Source organism: Paenibacillus sp. FSL K6-1558 (assembly GCF_038002565.1).
Classification (GTDB): domain Bacteria; phylum Bacillota; class Bacilli; order Paenibacillales; family Paenibacillaceae; genus Paenibacillus; species Paenibacillus polysaccharolyticus.
The window spans coordinates 3,095,575-3,111,130 of sequence record NZ_JBBOCV010000001.1 but is presented as its reverse complement, the minus strand read 5'-3'; the positions used below and the strand labels follow the sequence as shown (position 1 = coordinate 3,111,130).

Below are 15,556 nucleotides of genomic sequence, written 5' to 3'. Positions count from 1 at the left end.
TTAACGTGTAAAAAACAATTAATTTGACCCACGGGTCATTTTATGTTTTACTTGTCGTATAATATTTGTACACGATTTGTATAATGTTTTCGAGTTTACCCGATTAAAGTGTTTCATTGCGGTTTAATAATAGTTTAGGGGCTTGAGAACTAGAGATAGTCCTACATAGAAAGGTGAGTGGCATGATACCGAATCAACAACGCAAACGTGCAGCCGTCATTGGCGCAGGCCCGGGTGGGCTTGCAGCAGCCATGTTACTGTCCGGTCAGGGATATGAGGTTGATGTATACGAGAAACAGCCAGCCATTGGCGGACGATCTTCCCGTCTGGAGCTTGGTGAATATAAGTTTGACCGCGGGGCTACCTTTTTGATGATGCCTCAGTTGATTGAAGAGATGTTTGATGTGGTCGGACGCAAGCTCTCGGATTATGTAGATATGAAAGAACTGACCCCGCTGTACGCTTTGAACTTTGGAGATAAGGTGTTCACGCCTTCACGCAATCGGGAGGATACAGCAGCGCAGATCAAAGAGCTGTTCCCTGGCAATGAAGAGAATTACCTCCGGTACATGCGGGACGAAGAAGTGAAGTTTGGCAAAGTGATGCCACTGCTCCGCCGTCCGTTTGGGAAGCTCACCGATTATTTACGTAAAGATGCGATTACGGCTCTACCTAAACTTGATATAAATAATACGGTTTACGGCATTCTTTCCCGGTACTTTACCGACGAACGCCTGCGCTGGGCGTTTACATTCCAGTCCAAATATTTGGGGATGTCCGCATGGGATTGTCCAGGAACATTTACGATCTTGTCGTTCATCGAACACCAATATGGACTGTTTCATCCGATCGGCGGCGTGAATCGGGTATTTCAGGCGATGGCGGATGTCGTTGAAGAGAATGGCGGACGCATTCACACCCTTACACCGGTGAAACAGGTTATTGTTCGCAATGGTCGCGCCGAGGGTGTACTGCTTGAGAACGGCGAACGGATCGAAGCAGACCATGTCGTGCTCAATGCCGATTTTGCCCATGCAGTGAACCATCTGTTCGAACCTGGCGTACTTAAAAAATATACACCCGAAAAAATGAAACAGAAAAAATATTCTTGTTCCACAGCCATGTTGTATCTCGGTGTAGATGGTGAGATCGACCTGCCACATCACTCGATTTATTTTCCGGAAGATTACCGGGTGAATGTAGACGAAATAACCAAGCACAAAATTTTATCGGCAGACCCGTCTCTATATGTTCATAACCCATCCAGGCTCGATCCGACACTCGCTCCGGCAGGAAAATCTGCACTTTATGTGCTGATGCCAACACCAAACCTTACGGGAGACATCGATTGGGAGGCGGAACGAGCGAAGGTGCAAGAAGACATGTTGAAGCGGCTCGAAGCGATTCCAGAACTGGCAGACATTCGTGGCCGGATCGAAGAAAGTATGCTGTTCACACCGCTGGATTGGCAGAATGAGCTGGATGTATACCAGGGGGCAACGTTTAATATGGCACATAATCTGGGCCAGATGATGTATCTGAGACCGCATAATCAGTTTGAGGAATTGGAACGCGTTTGGCTGGTGGGTGGAGGTACGCACCCGGGTAGCGGCTTGCCGACAATCTTTGAATCGGCGCGAATCAGTGTCAGATTGATTCAGGAAGAGGATGCACGAAGACGTACCAAGCCATCCTCCTACGTGAAGACTGCCCAAGCCGGAGGACAATCATGAAGCGGGCAGCTGTTGTAGGTGCCGGGATTGGAGGGCTTACCTCAGCGTTGCTGCTGAACCGTCAGGGATGGGATGTTACCGTGTACGAGCGAGGCTCTCGCGTAGGCGGACGGATAGCTTTTGAACAGGAAGGGGAATACCGGATCGATCAGGGGCCAACTATTGTCCTCCTGCCCGAGATGTTGCTTGGCATTTTGGAAGAGGCCGGTGTGGATCGCTCCAAAGTCGAGCTGCTACGCTGTGACCCGTTATACCGGGTGCATTATCACAGCGGACGTGTCATGACCAAGAAGACAGACCGGGCAGAGCAGACCGCCGAGATTGAACGGTTGTTCCCGGGAGAAGGCCGAGGATTCAACAGGTTTATGAAGGATATGGACACGTTGTTCCCCGCAGGCCGGACAGCGTTTCTGGAACAGATGTTTCCGCGCAAAAGGGACTTCTTCACCCCTTCGCTCATGTCGCTTATGGGCAAGCTGCGTGCACACAAGAGTGTGCGGAAGGCCGTTGGGGATTATTTTGAACATGAAGAATTACTCGATGCGTATTCGCTGCAAAGCTTGTATATCGGTGGATCGCCCTTTGGTACACCTGGGATTTATTCATTGCTTCCTTACGCCGAGCACGAATATGGCATCTGGATGGTGAAGGGCGGTTACGCGGCTCTGCCCGCTATTCTGGAGCAGGAACTGCTCTCTCGCGGCGTGAAGATCAAGCTGAACACGGAAGTCACTGGACTGGAGATCCGCAATGGAATATGCGAGGGGATTGAAACGGCTGATGGTGCTGAAAATGTGAATGCCGTAATCTATAACGGAGATTTTCCGAATTTGAGCGGGCTGATGAAGCAGGTACCGGAAGCACCCGTGAAACGTAAGCCGTATCGCCCTTCATCGGGATGTGTGCTGATTTACGCCGGAGTAGATAAAAGGTGGGAGGATGCCACAACGCATCAGTTTTTCTTGCCACCAAGCCTGGATGGTAGCTTGCGCCAAGTTTTCAACGAGCGCCGCATTCCCGCGAAGCCATCGTTTTACGTCTTCAATCCGGCTGCAGTGGACGAGACCGCTGCACCTTCAGGGCAGAGTGTACTGTATTTCCTCATTCCGGTACCGGACGCAGAAGGCGTGAACTGGGAACAAGAGAGTGAAGCGCTGGCAGAACGTGTGCTGGAAGAAGCAGAAGAACGAGGATTCCCGGGACTCCGTGCAGCATTGCAATGGAAAAAAGTACGTACACCTGCTGACGCCGCGCGTGATGGCTTATACGGTGGAGGAAGCTTTGGCATTGCACCTGTCCTGTTTCAGTCGGGTGTGTATCGACCGCAGCCCAAGCCGTTCTCGAAGATACAAGGTTTATATGCTGCCGGAGCATCGGTACATCCAGGAGGCGGCGTGCCCATTGTCATGCAAGGCGCTAGGATGGCTGTCAATCAACTCATGAAGGAGATGGGGAAATGAACGAAGCGATTTTAAGCAGGTGTGAAGAGTTGATGCAGAAGGGCTCCTCGTCTTTTTATCAGGCGTTTAAGGGCCTGCCCAGTCCCCGCCGCGAGGCGGTATATGTCATCTATGCGTTTTGCCGCATGATTGATGACAGTGTGGATGAGCCGGAGCAATCAACGTATACGATCCATGAGATTCGTGAATTATTTGAACACCTCGAAGAAGCGGAGGGGCACTTTATCTGGCCGGCGCTGAGATGGCTGTTCAGCAGCTTCCCTCATCTGGACAAAGGCCCGTTTTTTCGTCAGATGGAGGGCCAATTAACGGATCTGGAAGTGACCCACTATACAACGCTGGAACAGCTGGAGCACTATTGTTATCTGGTTGCCGGAACCGTAGGCGAGATGCTGCTACCTGTGCTCCGTAATGATAACGGTTCGGAAGTAGCGATGAATGGTATCGCACTAGGCAAAGGCATGCAGATTGTGAACATTATTCGGGATGTGGGTGAAGACCGGGCCAGAATGCGCCGTTATGTACCGCTGGAGATTATGGAGAAACACGGATACTCCGAACAGGACTGGGAAGACGGCATTGTGGATGAACGATTTATCGCCATCATTCAGGATCTGAAAGCAGCAGCGCTGAACTGGTTCCGGATCGGCATGGATCGTTTGGACACCTATCCGGTTGAAAGTGCCTTTTCGATTGAGTTAGCCGCGGCCTTCTATTCAACGATCCTGCACGCCGTGGAGCGTAACGACTACGATGTGTACACGAAACGAGCATATGTCAGCGATGAATTGAAACTGGAGATGCTGGGAGCGATTGTGAAACGGTATCCGATGCTGGCGTATCAAGCTTCCCGAATGGCGGTATCCTGATGGTTCAGTGGGTGTACTGGGTATGGTACGCCATTGGTGCCATCCTCATGCTTACGATTGGTGTGCCTGAGGCGTTATCCTTCTCTAATGGGCTATTTCTTGTATTCTACGCGTTGTATGTGCTTGACCTTATATATCAACAACATCGCCGATCTGACCTGTCCGACCAGTCAGTCAAGTGGCTACGGCCCGACCTCTGGATATCGTCCTTTATCATCTGGCTGGGCGGTATGGGTGTGGAATGGATCGGTGTACATACACACTGGCCTTTTGGCGAGTATGCCTATTCCGACTTCTTTGGCATCCATCTGTTCAGTGTACCGGTAACACTTGGATTCGCCTGGATCGCAGTCGTTGGCAACTCGGCGATGATTAGCGGCGGTGGATCGACCTGGGGTGGGAAGTTGGTGCGAGCCCTCAAAACGGGATTTTGGGCAATTGTGCTGGATTTTGTACTCGATCCTGTAGCTCATGCAAGGGGATTTTGGGAATGGCAGGCTCCAGGCGGGTTCTACGGTGTTCCGTGGACAAACTACATCAGCTGGTTCATTATGGGAGCATTTCTGTCTCTCTTTTTGCCGGCCATGCCGAAGGATCGGCATTCCCTACTGCGGGCAAAATGGTTGTACCAACTATTTATCCTTCTGTTTGGCCTGCTTGCGCTAAAAGAAGGCATAACAGGCAGTTTCATCATTGCCATCGCAGGTGTGCTGCTTGCCGAGGGGAGCTGGCTGTATGATTCGCGCCGTAAAGTCCAAAGCGTTTGACCGAGTCTTCTCGCTGTACAACCATTATTATTTGTTGCGTAGACGTTTTCGTTCGTTTACGCTCTCGGGTTCACTCGATCCACATATCGTAGATCGCAAGCGCTTGGATGGAGTGTTGCCTATAGCGCCGGATCAGCCTGTTGTCTATTTTATGAACCACAGCTCATGGTGGGATGGACTGCTGCTGTATCATGCGGCGAAGCAAACTTCGCGCGGGGATCATTATGTGATGATGGAGGAGCGGCAGCTTCGGCAGTATGCTTTTTTTCGCAAACTCGGGGCGTATTCAATCAACAAGGACAGTGCATCGGGTGTGCGGACATCGTTGCAATATACGAATGAGTTGCTGGCTGCTGGTAAAAGGGTCTGGATATTCCCGCAGGGTGAAATTCTGCATCAGGAGGCTCGGCCGATTCAGTTTCGTCCGGGCATTGGACTCGTGCTTCGTCGTTTTCCACAGGCTATTGCCGTGCCAGTCACCTTATGTCATGGCATGGTTCAGCATGACCTGCCTGAAATTTCAATGAAGGCTGGCTTGCCGATTGTGGAAGATTGGAAAACGTGGAAAAGTGAAGAGATTGCTCATCGGCTGGGATGTGTGCTGGAGCAACAACTGAATGATCATAGAGCAACGTTGATTCGGCTTGGGCAAGGAAGTCTGCCAGATGCACAGCCTCTGATTCGGGGAATTCGCTCCACTAGTGAAAAATACGATGCGGCACGAAAGCGGGTGAACCGATAACATGAGTGAGAGTATGAATGCATCTGAGATATTGTGGATGTGTCTGGTGGGAGGGTTGCTACTGCAATTGCTCTTTGCGGTGTGGAATGCCCTTTGCCTGCCCAAAGTACGATCATTCCGTAAGATGAATATCGTGCCATCCGATCAGCTTGTTTCGGTATTGATCCCCGCGCGAAATGAACGAATACATATTGAAGCATGTTTGGAAAGTGTGCTTGCCAGCGATACGAAGGGTTTTCGTATGGAAGTGCTGGTACTGGACGACCGCTCCGAAGATGAAACCGCCGCTTTGGTTCAGGCGATTGCCGAGCGAGACTCACGCGTACGTTTGCTTCGGGGTACTGAACTACCTGCGGGCTGGATGGGGAAATCCTACGCCTGTCACCGATTGGTTCAGGAAGCCCAAGGAGACTGGTTTATGTTCGTGGATGCGGACGTTCGGGTCAAGCCGGATGCCATTCGGCAGACTTTTGCTGCCGGGTGCGCGCAGGGCGGCGGGCTGGTTACCGGCTTTCCGTATCAGGTTGCGAAGACCTGGATGGAAAAGCTTGTTGTGCCCATGATGATGTTTACGATCATCAGCCATCTTCCTATTTTTATGATACGCAGATCGGCAAGTCCGATGTTTGTCGCCGCTACGGGGGCTTTTTTGCTTATTCATCGAACAAGTTATGAAGCATCCGGCGGTCATGCAGCGATTCAAGGGCATCTGGTGGACGACATGAGTCTCGCCAAAGCAGTGAAACGTGCCGGTCATCCCGTGATGCTGGCGGATGTCCATGATGTGACGAGTACGCGGATGTATCAGAACGGTGCAGAAGTATGGAACGGATATAAGAAAAATATGTATGAAGGCATGGGACGCAAGGACGTGCTGTTGCTTGGGACGATGCTGATGTACTTTGTGATGTATATTGTGCCGCCGCTGGGTCTGGTTATAGGGCTATTAACGGGCAGTGAAACGTCATTTCTCTATGGTTTCATAGGCACATTGCTTGGCATGGCCGTAAAACGGGTATCCGATCATATCGGAGGTCAGCCGTGGTGGCTTGCTCTTTTTCAACCGATCAGCATGGCGTGTGTGATTGCTATTGGTCTGGCCTCATGGCAGGCAGGTCGATCTGGTAAAGGGTATGTATGGAAAGGCAGGCGTTATAGCTGATGCAGAGTGTACAGGAGAATGGAAATGGTGACGGTTCAGAAGATACAGAGAGAGACCAAGGTATAGGAGAAGGTAGTAAAGGGGCAGGAATGTTGCTGGGAAAAGAGATGAAAATGGATAACGGGCACCGGGCGGAGGCCTCAAACGGGAACTTGAAACAGGATGTCATTATAATCGGGGCAGGCTTCGGCGGTCTATCCTGTGCGATTCGCCTTGCTACGGCGGGCTTGCGAGTAACCATTCTGGAGCGTCAGGCGCATGTGGGCGGCAAGTTGCAACAGATCCAGCAGGACGGGTATCATTTTGACCGCGGGCCGAGCACGATTACGATGCCGGATGCGTTTCGCTCGGTTTTTGATCAGGCAGGCGTGGTGATGGAGAACTATGTGCAGTTGTACGAGCTGGAGCCTAGAACACGTAATGTTTTTGCGGATGGAACAGTGGTCGATCTGTCTAGAAATCGCGGCTGGATGAAAGAGCAGATTGCTGTGTACAGTCCGGAGGATGCCTTGCGTTATGATGCGTTTATGGATGAATCTGCCGCATTGTATGCGGAGGCGAATCGTCATTTCCTCGGTAAGTTGCTACTGAATCCGTCTGATAAATACAACCTTCAAATGTTGCGCAGTCTGCTTCGGGTGCGGCCTACAGTCAGGCTGGATAAGTTGCTACGCAGGTATTTCAGCCATCCACACACACTCGCCATGTTCGGGCGGTACGCCACGTATGTAGGATCATCTCCGTATCTGTCGCCTTCTATTTTTGCCATGATGGGTCATGTGGAAGCAGAGGTGGGCATCTACGGGGTCAAAGGCGGAACGTATCAGCTGATTGAAGGCATGACCCGGCTTGCGCAGGAAAAAGGCGTGCGGATTCTGACGGGTGTAGAAGTGCATCAGATCGTGACTCGGCATGGCAAGGTGATCGGCGTGGATACGGATCGGGGCTTTATGGAAGCAGAACAGGTCGTGGCTAATGGAGATGTGCTTAGTGTAAACAGGTTACTGCTCGCGCCGGAGCATCGGAAACGAATGAGTGATGCCCGGATTGCCAAGTACGAACCTTCCATCTCAGGATTCGTAACCCTGGCGGGAGTGCGCAGAAAGTACGATCAGTTATTACATCACACGGTCTTTTTTCCAGAGCAGTATAAGCTGGAGTTTGATGATATTTTCCGTGATCGCAGGATGCCCTCAGATCCAACGATATACATCTGTTACTCGGGTTATTCCGAAGCAGGTATGGCTCCGGAAGGGGCGAGCAATTTGTTCATTTTGGTGAATGCACCGTATTTGTCTCAAGCGTGGAACTGGGAAGAGCAGAAATATCGTTACGGTGAGTTTGTGCTGGAACAATTGGAGGCGCGTGGTATTGGCGGGTTGATGCAATCGGAAGTGTTAATTTGTTACACACCGCAACATATTGAACGGGATACACTCGCTCATCAAGGGTCGATCTATGGCATTTCCTCCAATTCGGTGAAACAGACTTTTATGCGACCAGGCAATCAGAGCAAAGATGTTCAAGGGCTCTGGTACGTTGGCGGTACAACCCATCCTGGCGGCGGAACCCCGATTGTTACGCTGTCCGGCCAGCTTGTGGGGGAGCGACTTGCAACGGAGCTGGGAAGGTAGAGCAAGCACGTGGAGAACCAGGTGTGCTGGAACTTGATGAAGTTAATGAGGTGGACCGAGGCGCTACAAGACTCAAATGAGATAAAATAGAAGCTCCGAAACTCTAATGAATTCATGTTTGAGATCATGGGGGTTTTGGAGTGTCCTTTCATTAGGTTGAGAGGAACGGTATACTGGATAGAGTTGTCCATTGATGGACACTACCCTATATGGTCTGTCTAAGAACCGAATGAATAAGCCGAGCGATTAACGACACAAGGATGATTTATTGAATAGGTGTGAGTGGATAGAACGGTGAGTGATTTCTCCCAGTCCATTGCAACCGCATTTTACATAGAAACAAGAGTTACAGAGCAACTCAGCATGGGGTAGGGAACAGGAAGCATAACAACGCAGATGAGCCTACCCTGCACATCATTCTCACATAGGAGGTCTCATCATGAACGAACAAGAGCGAGCCGGCAGACGGCTGCTGCCCGAAGTGGCAACGGGAGAACGGAAGCTGGAGCACGTGCGCCTCTGTCTGGAGGAGAATGTGGCAGGAGAAGGCATAACGAGCGGCCTGGAGAAGTATGCGTTTCGTCATCATCCGCTGCCGGAGCTGGATTTTGAAGAGGTGAATCTGGACACTTCGTTCCTTGGCAAAAAAATGCGTACACCCTTGCTCATCAGTTCGATGACGGGTGGAAGCAAGACCACAGGCGCGATAAATGAGCGCCTTGCACGGGTAGCAAACGCCAGAGGCTGGGCGCTCGGGGTAGGCTCGATCCGGGCTGCCGTAGAGCAGCCGGAACTCGCAAGCACATTTGATGTCCGCCGCTGGGCACCGGATATCCCGGTCATCGCGAACCTGGGCGCGGTTCAGCTGAACTATGGCTTCAGCACGGCTGATTTCCAGCGTGCCGTGGATATCGCCGGCGCAGATCTGCTTGTGCTGCATCTGAACACGCTGCAGGAAGTATTCCAGCCCGAAGGCAATACGAACTTCAGCGGTCTGTACCAACGAATCGAGAAATTGTGTCGTGAGCTGGACGTGCCTGTCGGTGTTAAGGAAGTTGGTTTTGGCATCGATGGTGTGACGGCACAGCGATTGTACGAAGCAGGCGTAGCCTTCATCGATGTGGCTGGCGCAGGTGGTACAAGCTGGGTACAGGTGGAGAAGTATCGCAACAATAACCCGGTACGCCGGGCGGCTGCTGAAGCTTTTGCCGATTGGGGCATTCCGACAGCCGAATGCATCCAGGATGTGCGGGCACTGAACCCCGATGGGGCGCTGATCGGTAGCGGCGGACTGTACACTGGCGTGGATGCTGCCAAAGCATTCGCGCTCGGTGCCGACCTCGCAGGTTTTGGTCGCTCCTTGCTCGAATCCGCCGTCACCTCCGACGAAGCACTGTCCGAGCGGCTGGAGCAGGTCGAATTCGAGCTACGCACCGTCATGTTCGGCATCGGCGCAGGCAGCGTTGCAGAGGTGAAGCGGACAGAACGTCTGGTTGAGCGGCGGTAATGTTGTTGGGGTCGGGCGACATGGATGCCGAGGACTCAGAGTGCGGAAGCGAAGGTTAGTGAGCGGAGTGGCTGTATCGACTCAGAGGCTCTAACGATCTCACAGAACCTTATTTCGCGCATTTTGCGGTGTTTGACAATCTAACGATCACCAGAAGCGTTATTTGTGTGAAATTCCGCAAAAATGAGTGAAAAACGTAGCTTTTCAAGTAAATAAGCTCCCTGGTGATCGTTAGAATGATTCGAGTCCCATCGTAGCAATCGCAGATCGTTCTTAATCCGCTCAATTAAAATAGGGCGGTTTTTTTTGCATATTAAAGTAAAATATTTACAAGTTAAATATTGATGATACTTACCAAAATATTGTATGATCGCATTAAGCTTCATTTCATGGGAAGGCGGTGTCCCGTTGAGCGAAAAAGCTACAATTCGTGACCATTTAGAACATTTTTTGAAAAGGAATCGAATGACCATCAATCGCTTTTCCGAGATTTCTGGCGTGAATTCCGGGACATTGAGCGGTACGTTGAAAGGGAATCGTCCGATAGGCTTAAATCAGTTAGATCGTATTACTGCTGGCATCGGAATGCCTGAAGGCGAATTATATGAACTATACATACATGAGTATTTAGTAGACTCTACCCTGGATTGGAGAAGGCTCAGACCTTTTCTATATCGTTGTGCGGAGCTAGGCCATATAACACATATGGAGACAGCGGTGAACTATGTGATGGATAACCTTTCCTATGTGCCTCTGTTGTTTGAGCTGGCAGAGCAGTTGCATAGCGAAGGCAAGATGGAGGCTTGTAAACCGCTCTATCGCTGTGTTGCTGAGAGTGAGAAGTTGCAACATTCGGAACGTCTGGCTTTATGCCAATATCGTCTGTTTTCAATAGGGCTTTCGAATGACCAGGTTCATAATCTTACGCTAGCCACGAGGTTCGAACTATTTGTAGAACGTCTTGATGAGCAATACCAATTCGATGCGCTGAATGAACTGATCAATGTGTATGCATCCTTGCGCCGCTGGGACAAAGTGAAAGAATTCGCTGACCAGTTACAGATCAAAGCTTTTATTCAATATGATGCCAAGAAAACATTACGAGAAGTAGAGACCAGAACCAAAAAGAAGATTGTGTATTATGCTTTGTATTCGTATCTTGCGCTTGCTGAGGTCAGTTATCAACATGGGAAGTATGAAGAAACCCTTCAGTATGTCTCCAAATATGCTGATTACAGCTGGATCAAAGATCCTACAGAAGAGGAAAAGATGGTAATTCTTCAGTTTCAGGATTGGTCAGAAGGGAATAACTACTATTTCAGATTGCTGTCGGGTGAAACAGCGTTGATTCCAGATTATTTAACGTATATCTCTGATCGCAAAAAAGAAATATTTCCTGCGCTATGCGCCATCGTGACCGCAGCAAATCGATATAATGTCAATATTGACGAGGTACTTGAGCAGTATCAATCTCATCTGGATTACGAGGAACAGAGCAGTCGCTTCGGAAAAATGAGCAAACAATACACCAATGATCAATATGGTATTTTGCTTGCAGGGTTAGGTACGTATTATTTAAGAAATAACAACTATGACAGAGGTGTAGCTTACATTCGCCAAGGCATGGAATTTGCGATTGAAAATATGAATAAAGATGGGCTTCTCGATTGTCTAGGCCTGTTTGATGATTTGCAGTACGTGGTCACTGGACTCGGGGTCAAGCCAAGTGCCGAAATGCTTATTCAAAAGATTCAGAGATTATACAGTCCCGAACGATGAGTGGGTACATGCTAAGTAAAAAGTAACAAGGAACATATCCACATGTATGTATAGGCCTAGGGGCGATCTCCACAGGTCTAAAGAAATTAGGTTTGTTGCATCCTGATGCATCCTCCGTTTTGAAATTCCTTATACAGACAGTTGGTTAGATTGTCCAAAGGTGTTTCAGAAAAGGGTGTTTTTTTGTCGTTTTCACTGTTGGAGTTTATTTGAATTTATGTTAATTAGCAGGATGTCCTACAATGGTACAGCAGGGAGGGGTGTTATGGAGCGGGACGAACTCAAACTGCGGATCGAAGAAGCGAGGGAGAGACTCCATCAGATAAAAACGGAGTATGGCGAGCTTCTTCACCCTCAGGTGATCCACCAATCTATGGTGCTGGATGAACTTATAAATATGTACAATCATGTTAAAAGGATAAAGCCGATGGAGTAATCCATCGACCTCTGGGCGAGAAACTTTGGCCGGTCGCTCGCCCTTCTATTTTAACATAGGTAGATGTGTAGAATGAGAAACATTCAATTTAAGTACAATTTTCCTTCACAGTTATATTCTCATTAGTTATCGTGATGAGGGAAGTTCCTGACACAGATTCTGTATATCCACAGGCTGTTTTTGTATAGGTTTTGCCGCGACTGTCCTTAAGTATGACGTAGACGGAGCTTTCGCCTAGAAATTGCAGCTTTGGAGTAAACTTTACTTTTTTCCCGCTAACGATTTCTTCGCTAAAGGTATAGAGCAGGTCGGAATCTTCTGTTTTATCTGCTGTGCTCGCATTGAGAACGGGTTGATTCAAATGGGTTATGCCTGTCTTAATCTGAGTAATGTCATAGTCTGACTGATTATCAATCGTAATTCTGAGTTTGCGGAACGGATCCATGGCATTTAGAAAACTCATCACTACAATGGTACCCAGTGCAAGGAACAGGCCAAGGGCAATCATTAGTTTTAGTTTGGAAAAGGGACGACGTGGTTTGGTGTGCATGGTTAAACCGTCCTTTCTATTCGATTGTTGTATACGGGTGTCTTGTATTAAAGATATAAACGCAGGGATGCATGCAAAAGTTGGTGCAGGAGCATTATTTTACAGTGTATGTTCAATGAATAAGGTACAATATGAAGGAGAACGAGCAGAGCAATAAGATAAATGCGTGGAAACGTGTAAAGTCGATTAGGATGAGTGCTCAACATAAGAAGTTGAAGCGCTTGGAATAAGGTTCATTTAATGTGGTTCATGTAATGAGGTACTTGAAGAGGTGCTGATTTGTAAGTGTACTAGACTGTACATAAAGTTCATACGTAGGCCATCGTAGCAATCACACTCAAGTAATCACAACTAGATCAGGAGGAAATAACATGGAACTGTCTCCAATGAGTACGGAACAATTTGCGAGTTTTCGTAGCCGTTCAATTGAAGATTTTGCACAGGAAAAAGTAGAAGCAGGAACGTGGGCGCCAGAAGAAGCGCTACAACGGGCAGAGGAATCGTATGAGCGTTATCTGCCGGAAGGATTAGAGACGCCAGGGGCATATGTGTTTAATCTGATGCATCCGGTGGACGGCATTGTCGGATACCTCTGGTTTAATATTACGGAGAATCGCCGGGGGAAAGAAGCTTTTCTGCTGGATATCGTGGTGGAAGAAGCATATCGCGGCAAAGGATACGGCACAGAAACGATGGATGCACTCGAAAAGACCGCGCGAAGTCTTGGGGTGGATCGCATCGGGCTGCATGTGTTTGGACATAATGAGCGGGCAAGCAGCCTGTATCGCAAGATGGGCTATGAAGTGACAGACTTGACGATGTATAAGGAGATCAAAGGCTAGCATGAGTCACGGGATTTAAAGATGAGGATGATTGCCGATGAGTCGGCGAAGTTCCTTGATGCCTTGGGGTTTGTCATATATAATGGATAGGATTATCCATACCGAACAAGTAATGAATGAGGAGTTGTCATATACATGGCTTTGAAAGCAGGAATCGTTGGTTTGCCGAACGTTGGTAAATCTACATTGTTTAATGCAATTACACAAGCAGGTGCCGAGTCTGCAAACTATCCGTTTTGTACGATTGACCCGAACGTGGGGATCGTTGAAGTACCGGACGAGCGTTTGGACAAATTGACAGAACTCGTTGTACCCAAAAAAACAGTGCCTACCGCATTTGAGTTTGTTGATATCGCAGGTCTGGTACGCGGAGCTTCCAAAGGTGAAGGCCTGGGTAACAAGTTCCTTGCACACATCCGTGAAGTGGATGCGATTGTGCACGTTGTTCGTTGTTTCGTAGACGAGAACATCACTCACGTCGATGGCAAGATTGATCCTGTAAGTGACATTCAGACGATTAACCTGGAGTTGATCCTGGCGGACATCGAGAGTGTTGAGAAAAAAATCGACCGTTCCAAGAAAAACATGAAGGGTGGCAACAAAACGGCTGCTCAAGAAGTGGAAGTATTGGAGAAAGTCAAAGCGGTCCTTTATGAAGACAAGCCTGCACGTAGCATGGAGCTGACAGACGAAGAGCGTCTGATTGTACGTGACTTGCACTTGCTTACGCTGAAACCCGTTCTGTATGCGGCCAATGTGGCTGAAGACGAAATTGGTGATGTAGCGAACAATGCATATGTGCAAAAGGTAAGAGAGTTCGCAGCTGCTGAAAATGCAGAAGTGGTGCCGATCAGTGCAAAAGTGGAGGAAGAAATCTCCGAACTGGAAGGCGAAGATAAACAAATGTTCCTGGAAGAGCTCGGGATCGAGGATTCCGGTCTGAACTTGCTTATCAAAGCGGCTTATAAATTGCTCGGATTGTATACGTACTTTACAGCGGGTGTACAAGAGGTTCGTGCATGGACCATCCGTAAAGGAACTAAAGCGCCTGGCGCAGCGGGTGTCATTCACACCGACTTCGAACGCGGATTCATCCGTGCAGAGGTTGTTTCTTATGACGATCTGGTTGCAGCGGGTTCCATGAACGGTGCCAAAGAGCGCGGTCAACTGCGTCTGGAAGGTAAAGAGTACGTGGTAAATGACGGCGACGTGATGCACTTCCGTTTCAACGTGTAATCTTAAATAAATGATTAAAGACGGGTCAGCCTTCAGAGGTTTACCGGTTAAAATAAAGAACAGCACTATCTCTTTCGTAGGGGAATAGTGCTGTTTTTGTTTGCATTTTACTCCGAAACAACGGTCAGTATATGCAAGGTTGATTCCGTTTTCACTGGATTGTTTACCCATGATGGATATAATAAAAGAAAGAAGGACCTTTGGAGGAGGTGGCAAGAGTGGATATAACGTCCCGGTGTGTTCGATACGATCCTCTGCTTGTAGAAAAAGCGAATTTAACCGAAGAAACACAGGGGTTACTGCTTCATTCTGGCTTGCCACAGCTTACGTTGGACGGTGAAGATGTACTTGGTATTAGGTTCAACCCATTGCCGGATATGGAGTTAATGAGGACATCGGATGATCTCAAAACGCTGTTACCCATCGGTTATGAATGGGATGAGCAGACGGCCATTCTTGGGGTGTAAGCTGGAACGGGCATACTGTATAGAGTCGATGTGCAGAGTGGAGAGTATGCTGTAATGAACAGCAGTCTCCACCTGTTTCTGGCGTTTCTGAGCAGGTACACGGCAATCGTAGAGGAGCACTCCAAAGCCTATGAGCCCACGGTCATGACACTGGAACAAGCGGAAGCGAAGCTGGAAGCATTTCGACGCGGAGAGATTAAACCTCGTTTAACGCAAAAAGAGCAGTCCGGAAAAGATGAAGCAGTGAAGCAACTCCGTTTATTTTATACAGAGAAAGACCCTGTAAGTTTGCTTGATGAAGAAACATGGTGGAGTGTTGTGCTGGAGCAGTTGGAGGACGAATTGCTCTAGCCAGAGGCATAAGCATATGCT

Annotated in this window: 15 protein-coding genes; 14 read left to right on the top strand and 1 reads right to left on the bottom strand. The window is 48.9% G+C overall.

Annotated features, from left to right (window positions below):
• Nucleotides 1-182: 182 nt before the first annotated feature.
• The 10 genes from MHI38_RS13465 (at nt 183) to MHI38_RS13420 (ending at nt 12,089) form a co-directional block, all read left to right on the top strand.
• Nucleotides 183-1,733, top strand: coding sequence for a phytoene desaturase family protein (locus MHI38_RS13465; RefSeq protein ID WP_154891336.1), 1,551 nt, complete (start codon nt 183-185; stop codon nt 1,731-1,733).
• A complete protein-coding gene (locus MHI38_RS13460; RefSeq protein WP_154891335.1) occupies nt 1,730-3,193 on the top strand; it encodes a phytoene desaturase family protein in 1,464 nt (487 codons plus the stop codon). The genes MHI38_RS13465 and MHI38_RS13460 overlap by 4 nt, the downstream gene beginning before the upstream one ends.
• Nucleotides 3,190-4,062 carry a phytoene/squalene synthase family protein gene (locus MHI38_RS13455; RefSeq protein ID WP_090922801.1) on the top strand — a complete coding sequence of 291 codons (873 nt, stop codon included), beginning with the start codon at nt 3,190-3,192 and terminating at the stop codon, nt 4,060-4,062. The genes MHI38_RS13460 and MHI38_RS13455 overlap by 4 nt, the downstream gene beginning before the upstream one ends.
• On the top strand, nt 4,062-4,829 hold the full coding sequence (locus tag MHI38_RS13450; RefSeq protein WP_154891334.1) for a carotenoid biosynthesis protein: 768 nt from the start codon (nt 4,062-4,064) through the stop codon (nt 4,827-4,829). The genes MHI38_RS13455 and MHI38_RS13450 overlap by 1 nt, the downstream gene beginning before the upstream one ends.
• On the top strand, nt 4,798-5,571 hold the full coding sequence (locus MHI38_RS13445) for a lysophospholipid acyltransferase family protein (RefSeq protein WP_154891333.1): 774 nt from the start codon (nt 4,798-4,800) through the stop codon (nt 5,569-5,571). The genes MHI38_RS13450 and MHI38_RS13445 overlap by 32 nt, the downstream gene beginning before the upstream one ends.
• A gap of 13 nt (nt 5,572-5,584) precedes the next feature.
• The gene (locus MHI38_RS13440) at nt 5,585-6,733 is read left to right on the top strand and encodes a glycosyltransferase (protein WP_154891353.1); all 1,149 of its coding nucleotides are present in this window, start codon (nt 5,585-5,587) and stop codon (nt 6,731-6,733) included.
• A 113-nt stretch (nt 6,734-6,846) separates the two neighbouring features.
• Nucleotides 6,847-8,367 carry a phytoene desaturase family protein gene (locus MHI38_RS13435; protein ID WP_167375783.1) on the top strand — a complete coding sequence of 507 codons (1,521 nt, stop codon included), beginning with the start codon at nt 6,847-6,849 and terminating at the stop codon, nt 8,365-8,367.
• 439 nt (nt 8,368-8,806) lie between these two features.
• On the top strand, nt 8,807-9,874 hold the full coding sequence (gene fni, locus MHI38_RS13430) for a type 2 isopentenyl-diphosphate Delta-isomerase (protein ID WP_154891332.1): 1,068 nt from the start codon (nt 8,807-8,809) through the stop codon (nt 9,872-9,874).
• Between the two features lie 465 nt (nt 9,875-10,339).
• Entirely contained in the window at nt 10,340-11,653 is a 1,314-nt protein-coding gene (locus MHI38_RS13425; RefSeq protein WP_186809795.1) for a transcriptional regulator, read from the top strand.
• A 265-nt stretch (nt 11,654-11,918) separates the two neighbouring features.
• Nucleotides 11,919-12,089, top strand: a complete 171-nt coding sequence (locus MHI38_RS13420) for a Spo0E family sporulation regulatory protein-aspartic acid phosphatase (protein ID WP_154891330.1) — start codon at nt 11,919-11,921, stop codon at nt 12,087-12,089.
• 88 nt (nt 12,090-12,177) lie between these two features.
• On the opposite strand, the gene MHI38_RS13415 is transcribed toward MHI38_RS13420, so the two are convergent.
• Entirely contained in the window at nt 12,178-12,639 is a 462-nt protein-coding gene (locus MHI38_RS13415) for a hypothetical protein (RefSeq protein ID WP_154891329.1), read from the bottom strand.
• 371 nt (nt 12,640-13,010) lie between these two features.
• On the opposite strand from MHI38_RS13415, the gene MHI38_RS13410 reads away from it, so the two are divergent.
• The 4 genes from MHI38_RS13410 (at nt 13,011) to MHI38_RS13395 (ending at nt 15,535) form a co-directional block, all read left to right on the top strand.
• Nucleotides 13,011-13,481 (top strand): GNAT family N-acetyltransferase, encoded by a 471-nt coding sequence (locus tag MHI38_RS13410; protein ID WP_154891328.1) that lies wholly within the window; start codon nt 13,011-13,013, stop codon nt 13,479-13,481.
• 135 nt (nt 13,482-13,616) lie between these two features.
• Nucleotides 13,617-14,717: a redox-regulated ATPase YchF gene (gene ychF, locus MHI38_RS13405; protein WP_123065294.1), complete on the top strand. Its 1,101-nt coding sequence runs from the start codon at nt 13,617-13,619 to the stop codon at nt 14,715-14,717.
• 218 nt (nt 14,718-14,935) lie between these two features.
• A complete protein-coding gene (locus tag MHI38_RS13400) occupies nt 14,936-15,184 on the top strand; it encodes a hypothetical protein (RefSeq protein WP_154891327.1) in 249 nt (82 codons plus the stop codon).
• A gap of 12 nt (nt 15,185-15,196) precedes the next feature.
• Nucleotides 15,197-15,535, top strand: a complete 339-nt coding sequence (locus MHI38_RS13395) for a hypothetical protein (RefSeq protein WP_154891326.1) — start codon at nt 15,197-15,199, stop codon at nt 15,533-15,535.
• The last annotated feature ends 21 nt before the right edge of the window (nt 15,536-15,556 follow it).

Excerpts from the sequence above, each read along its gene's own strand:
- MHI38_RS13455 (WP_090922801.1), top strand. The coding sequence starts at position 3,190 with ATGAACGAAGCGATTTTAAGCAGGTGTGAAGAGTTGATGCAGAAGGGC.
- MHI38_RS13420 (WP_154891330.1), top strand. The coding sequence starts at position 11,919 with ATGGAGCGGGACGAACTCAAACTGCGGATCGAAGAAGCGAGGGAGAGA.
- MHI38_RS13450 (WP_154891334.1), top strand. The coding sequence starts at position 4,062 with ATGGTTCAGTGGGTGTACTGGGTATGGTACGCCATTGGTGCCATCCTC.
- MHI38_RS13445 (WP_154891333.1), top strand. The coding sequence starts at position 4,798 with ATGATTCGCGCCGTAAAGTCCAAAGCGTTTGACCGAGTCTTCTCGCTG.
- MHI38_RS13435 (WP_167375783.1), top strand. The coding sequence starts at position 6,847 with ATGGATAACGGGCACCGGGCGGAGGCCTCAAACGGGAACTTGAAACAG.
- MHI38_RS13460 (WP_154891335.1), top strand. The coding sequence starts at position 1,730 with ATGAAGCGGGCAGCTGTTGTAGGTGCCGGGATTGGAGGGCTTACCTCA.
- MHI38_RS13440 (WP_154891353.1), top strand. The coding sequence starts at position 5,585 with ATGAATGCATCTGAGATATTGTGGATGTGTCTGGTGGGAGGGTTGCTA.
- MHI38_RS13465 (WP_154891336.1), top strand. The coding sequence starts at position 183 with ATGATACCGAATCAACAACGCAAACGTGCAGCCGTCATTGGCGCAGGC.
- ychF (WP_123065294.1), top strand. The coding sequence starts at position 13,617 with ATGGCTTTGAAAGCAGGAATCGTTGGTTTGCCGAACGTTGGTAAATCT.
- MHI38_RS13415 (WP_154891329.1), bottom strand. The coding sequence starts at position 12,639 with ATGCACACCAAACCACGTCGTCCCTTTTCCAAACTAAAACTAATGATT.
- fni (WP_154891332.1), top strand. The coding sequence starts at position 8,807 with ATGAACGAACAAGAGCGAGCCGGCAGACGGCTGCTGCCCGAAGTGGCA.
- MHI38_RS13425 (WP_186809795.1), top strand. The coding sequence starts at position 10,340 with ATGACCATCAATCGCTTTTCCGAGATTTCTGGCGTGAATTCCGGGACA.
- MHI38_RS13410 (WP_154891328.1), top strand. The coding sequence starts at position 13,011 with ATGGAACTGTCTCCAATGAGTACGGAACAATTTGCGAGTTTTCGTAGC.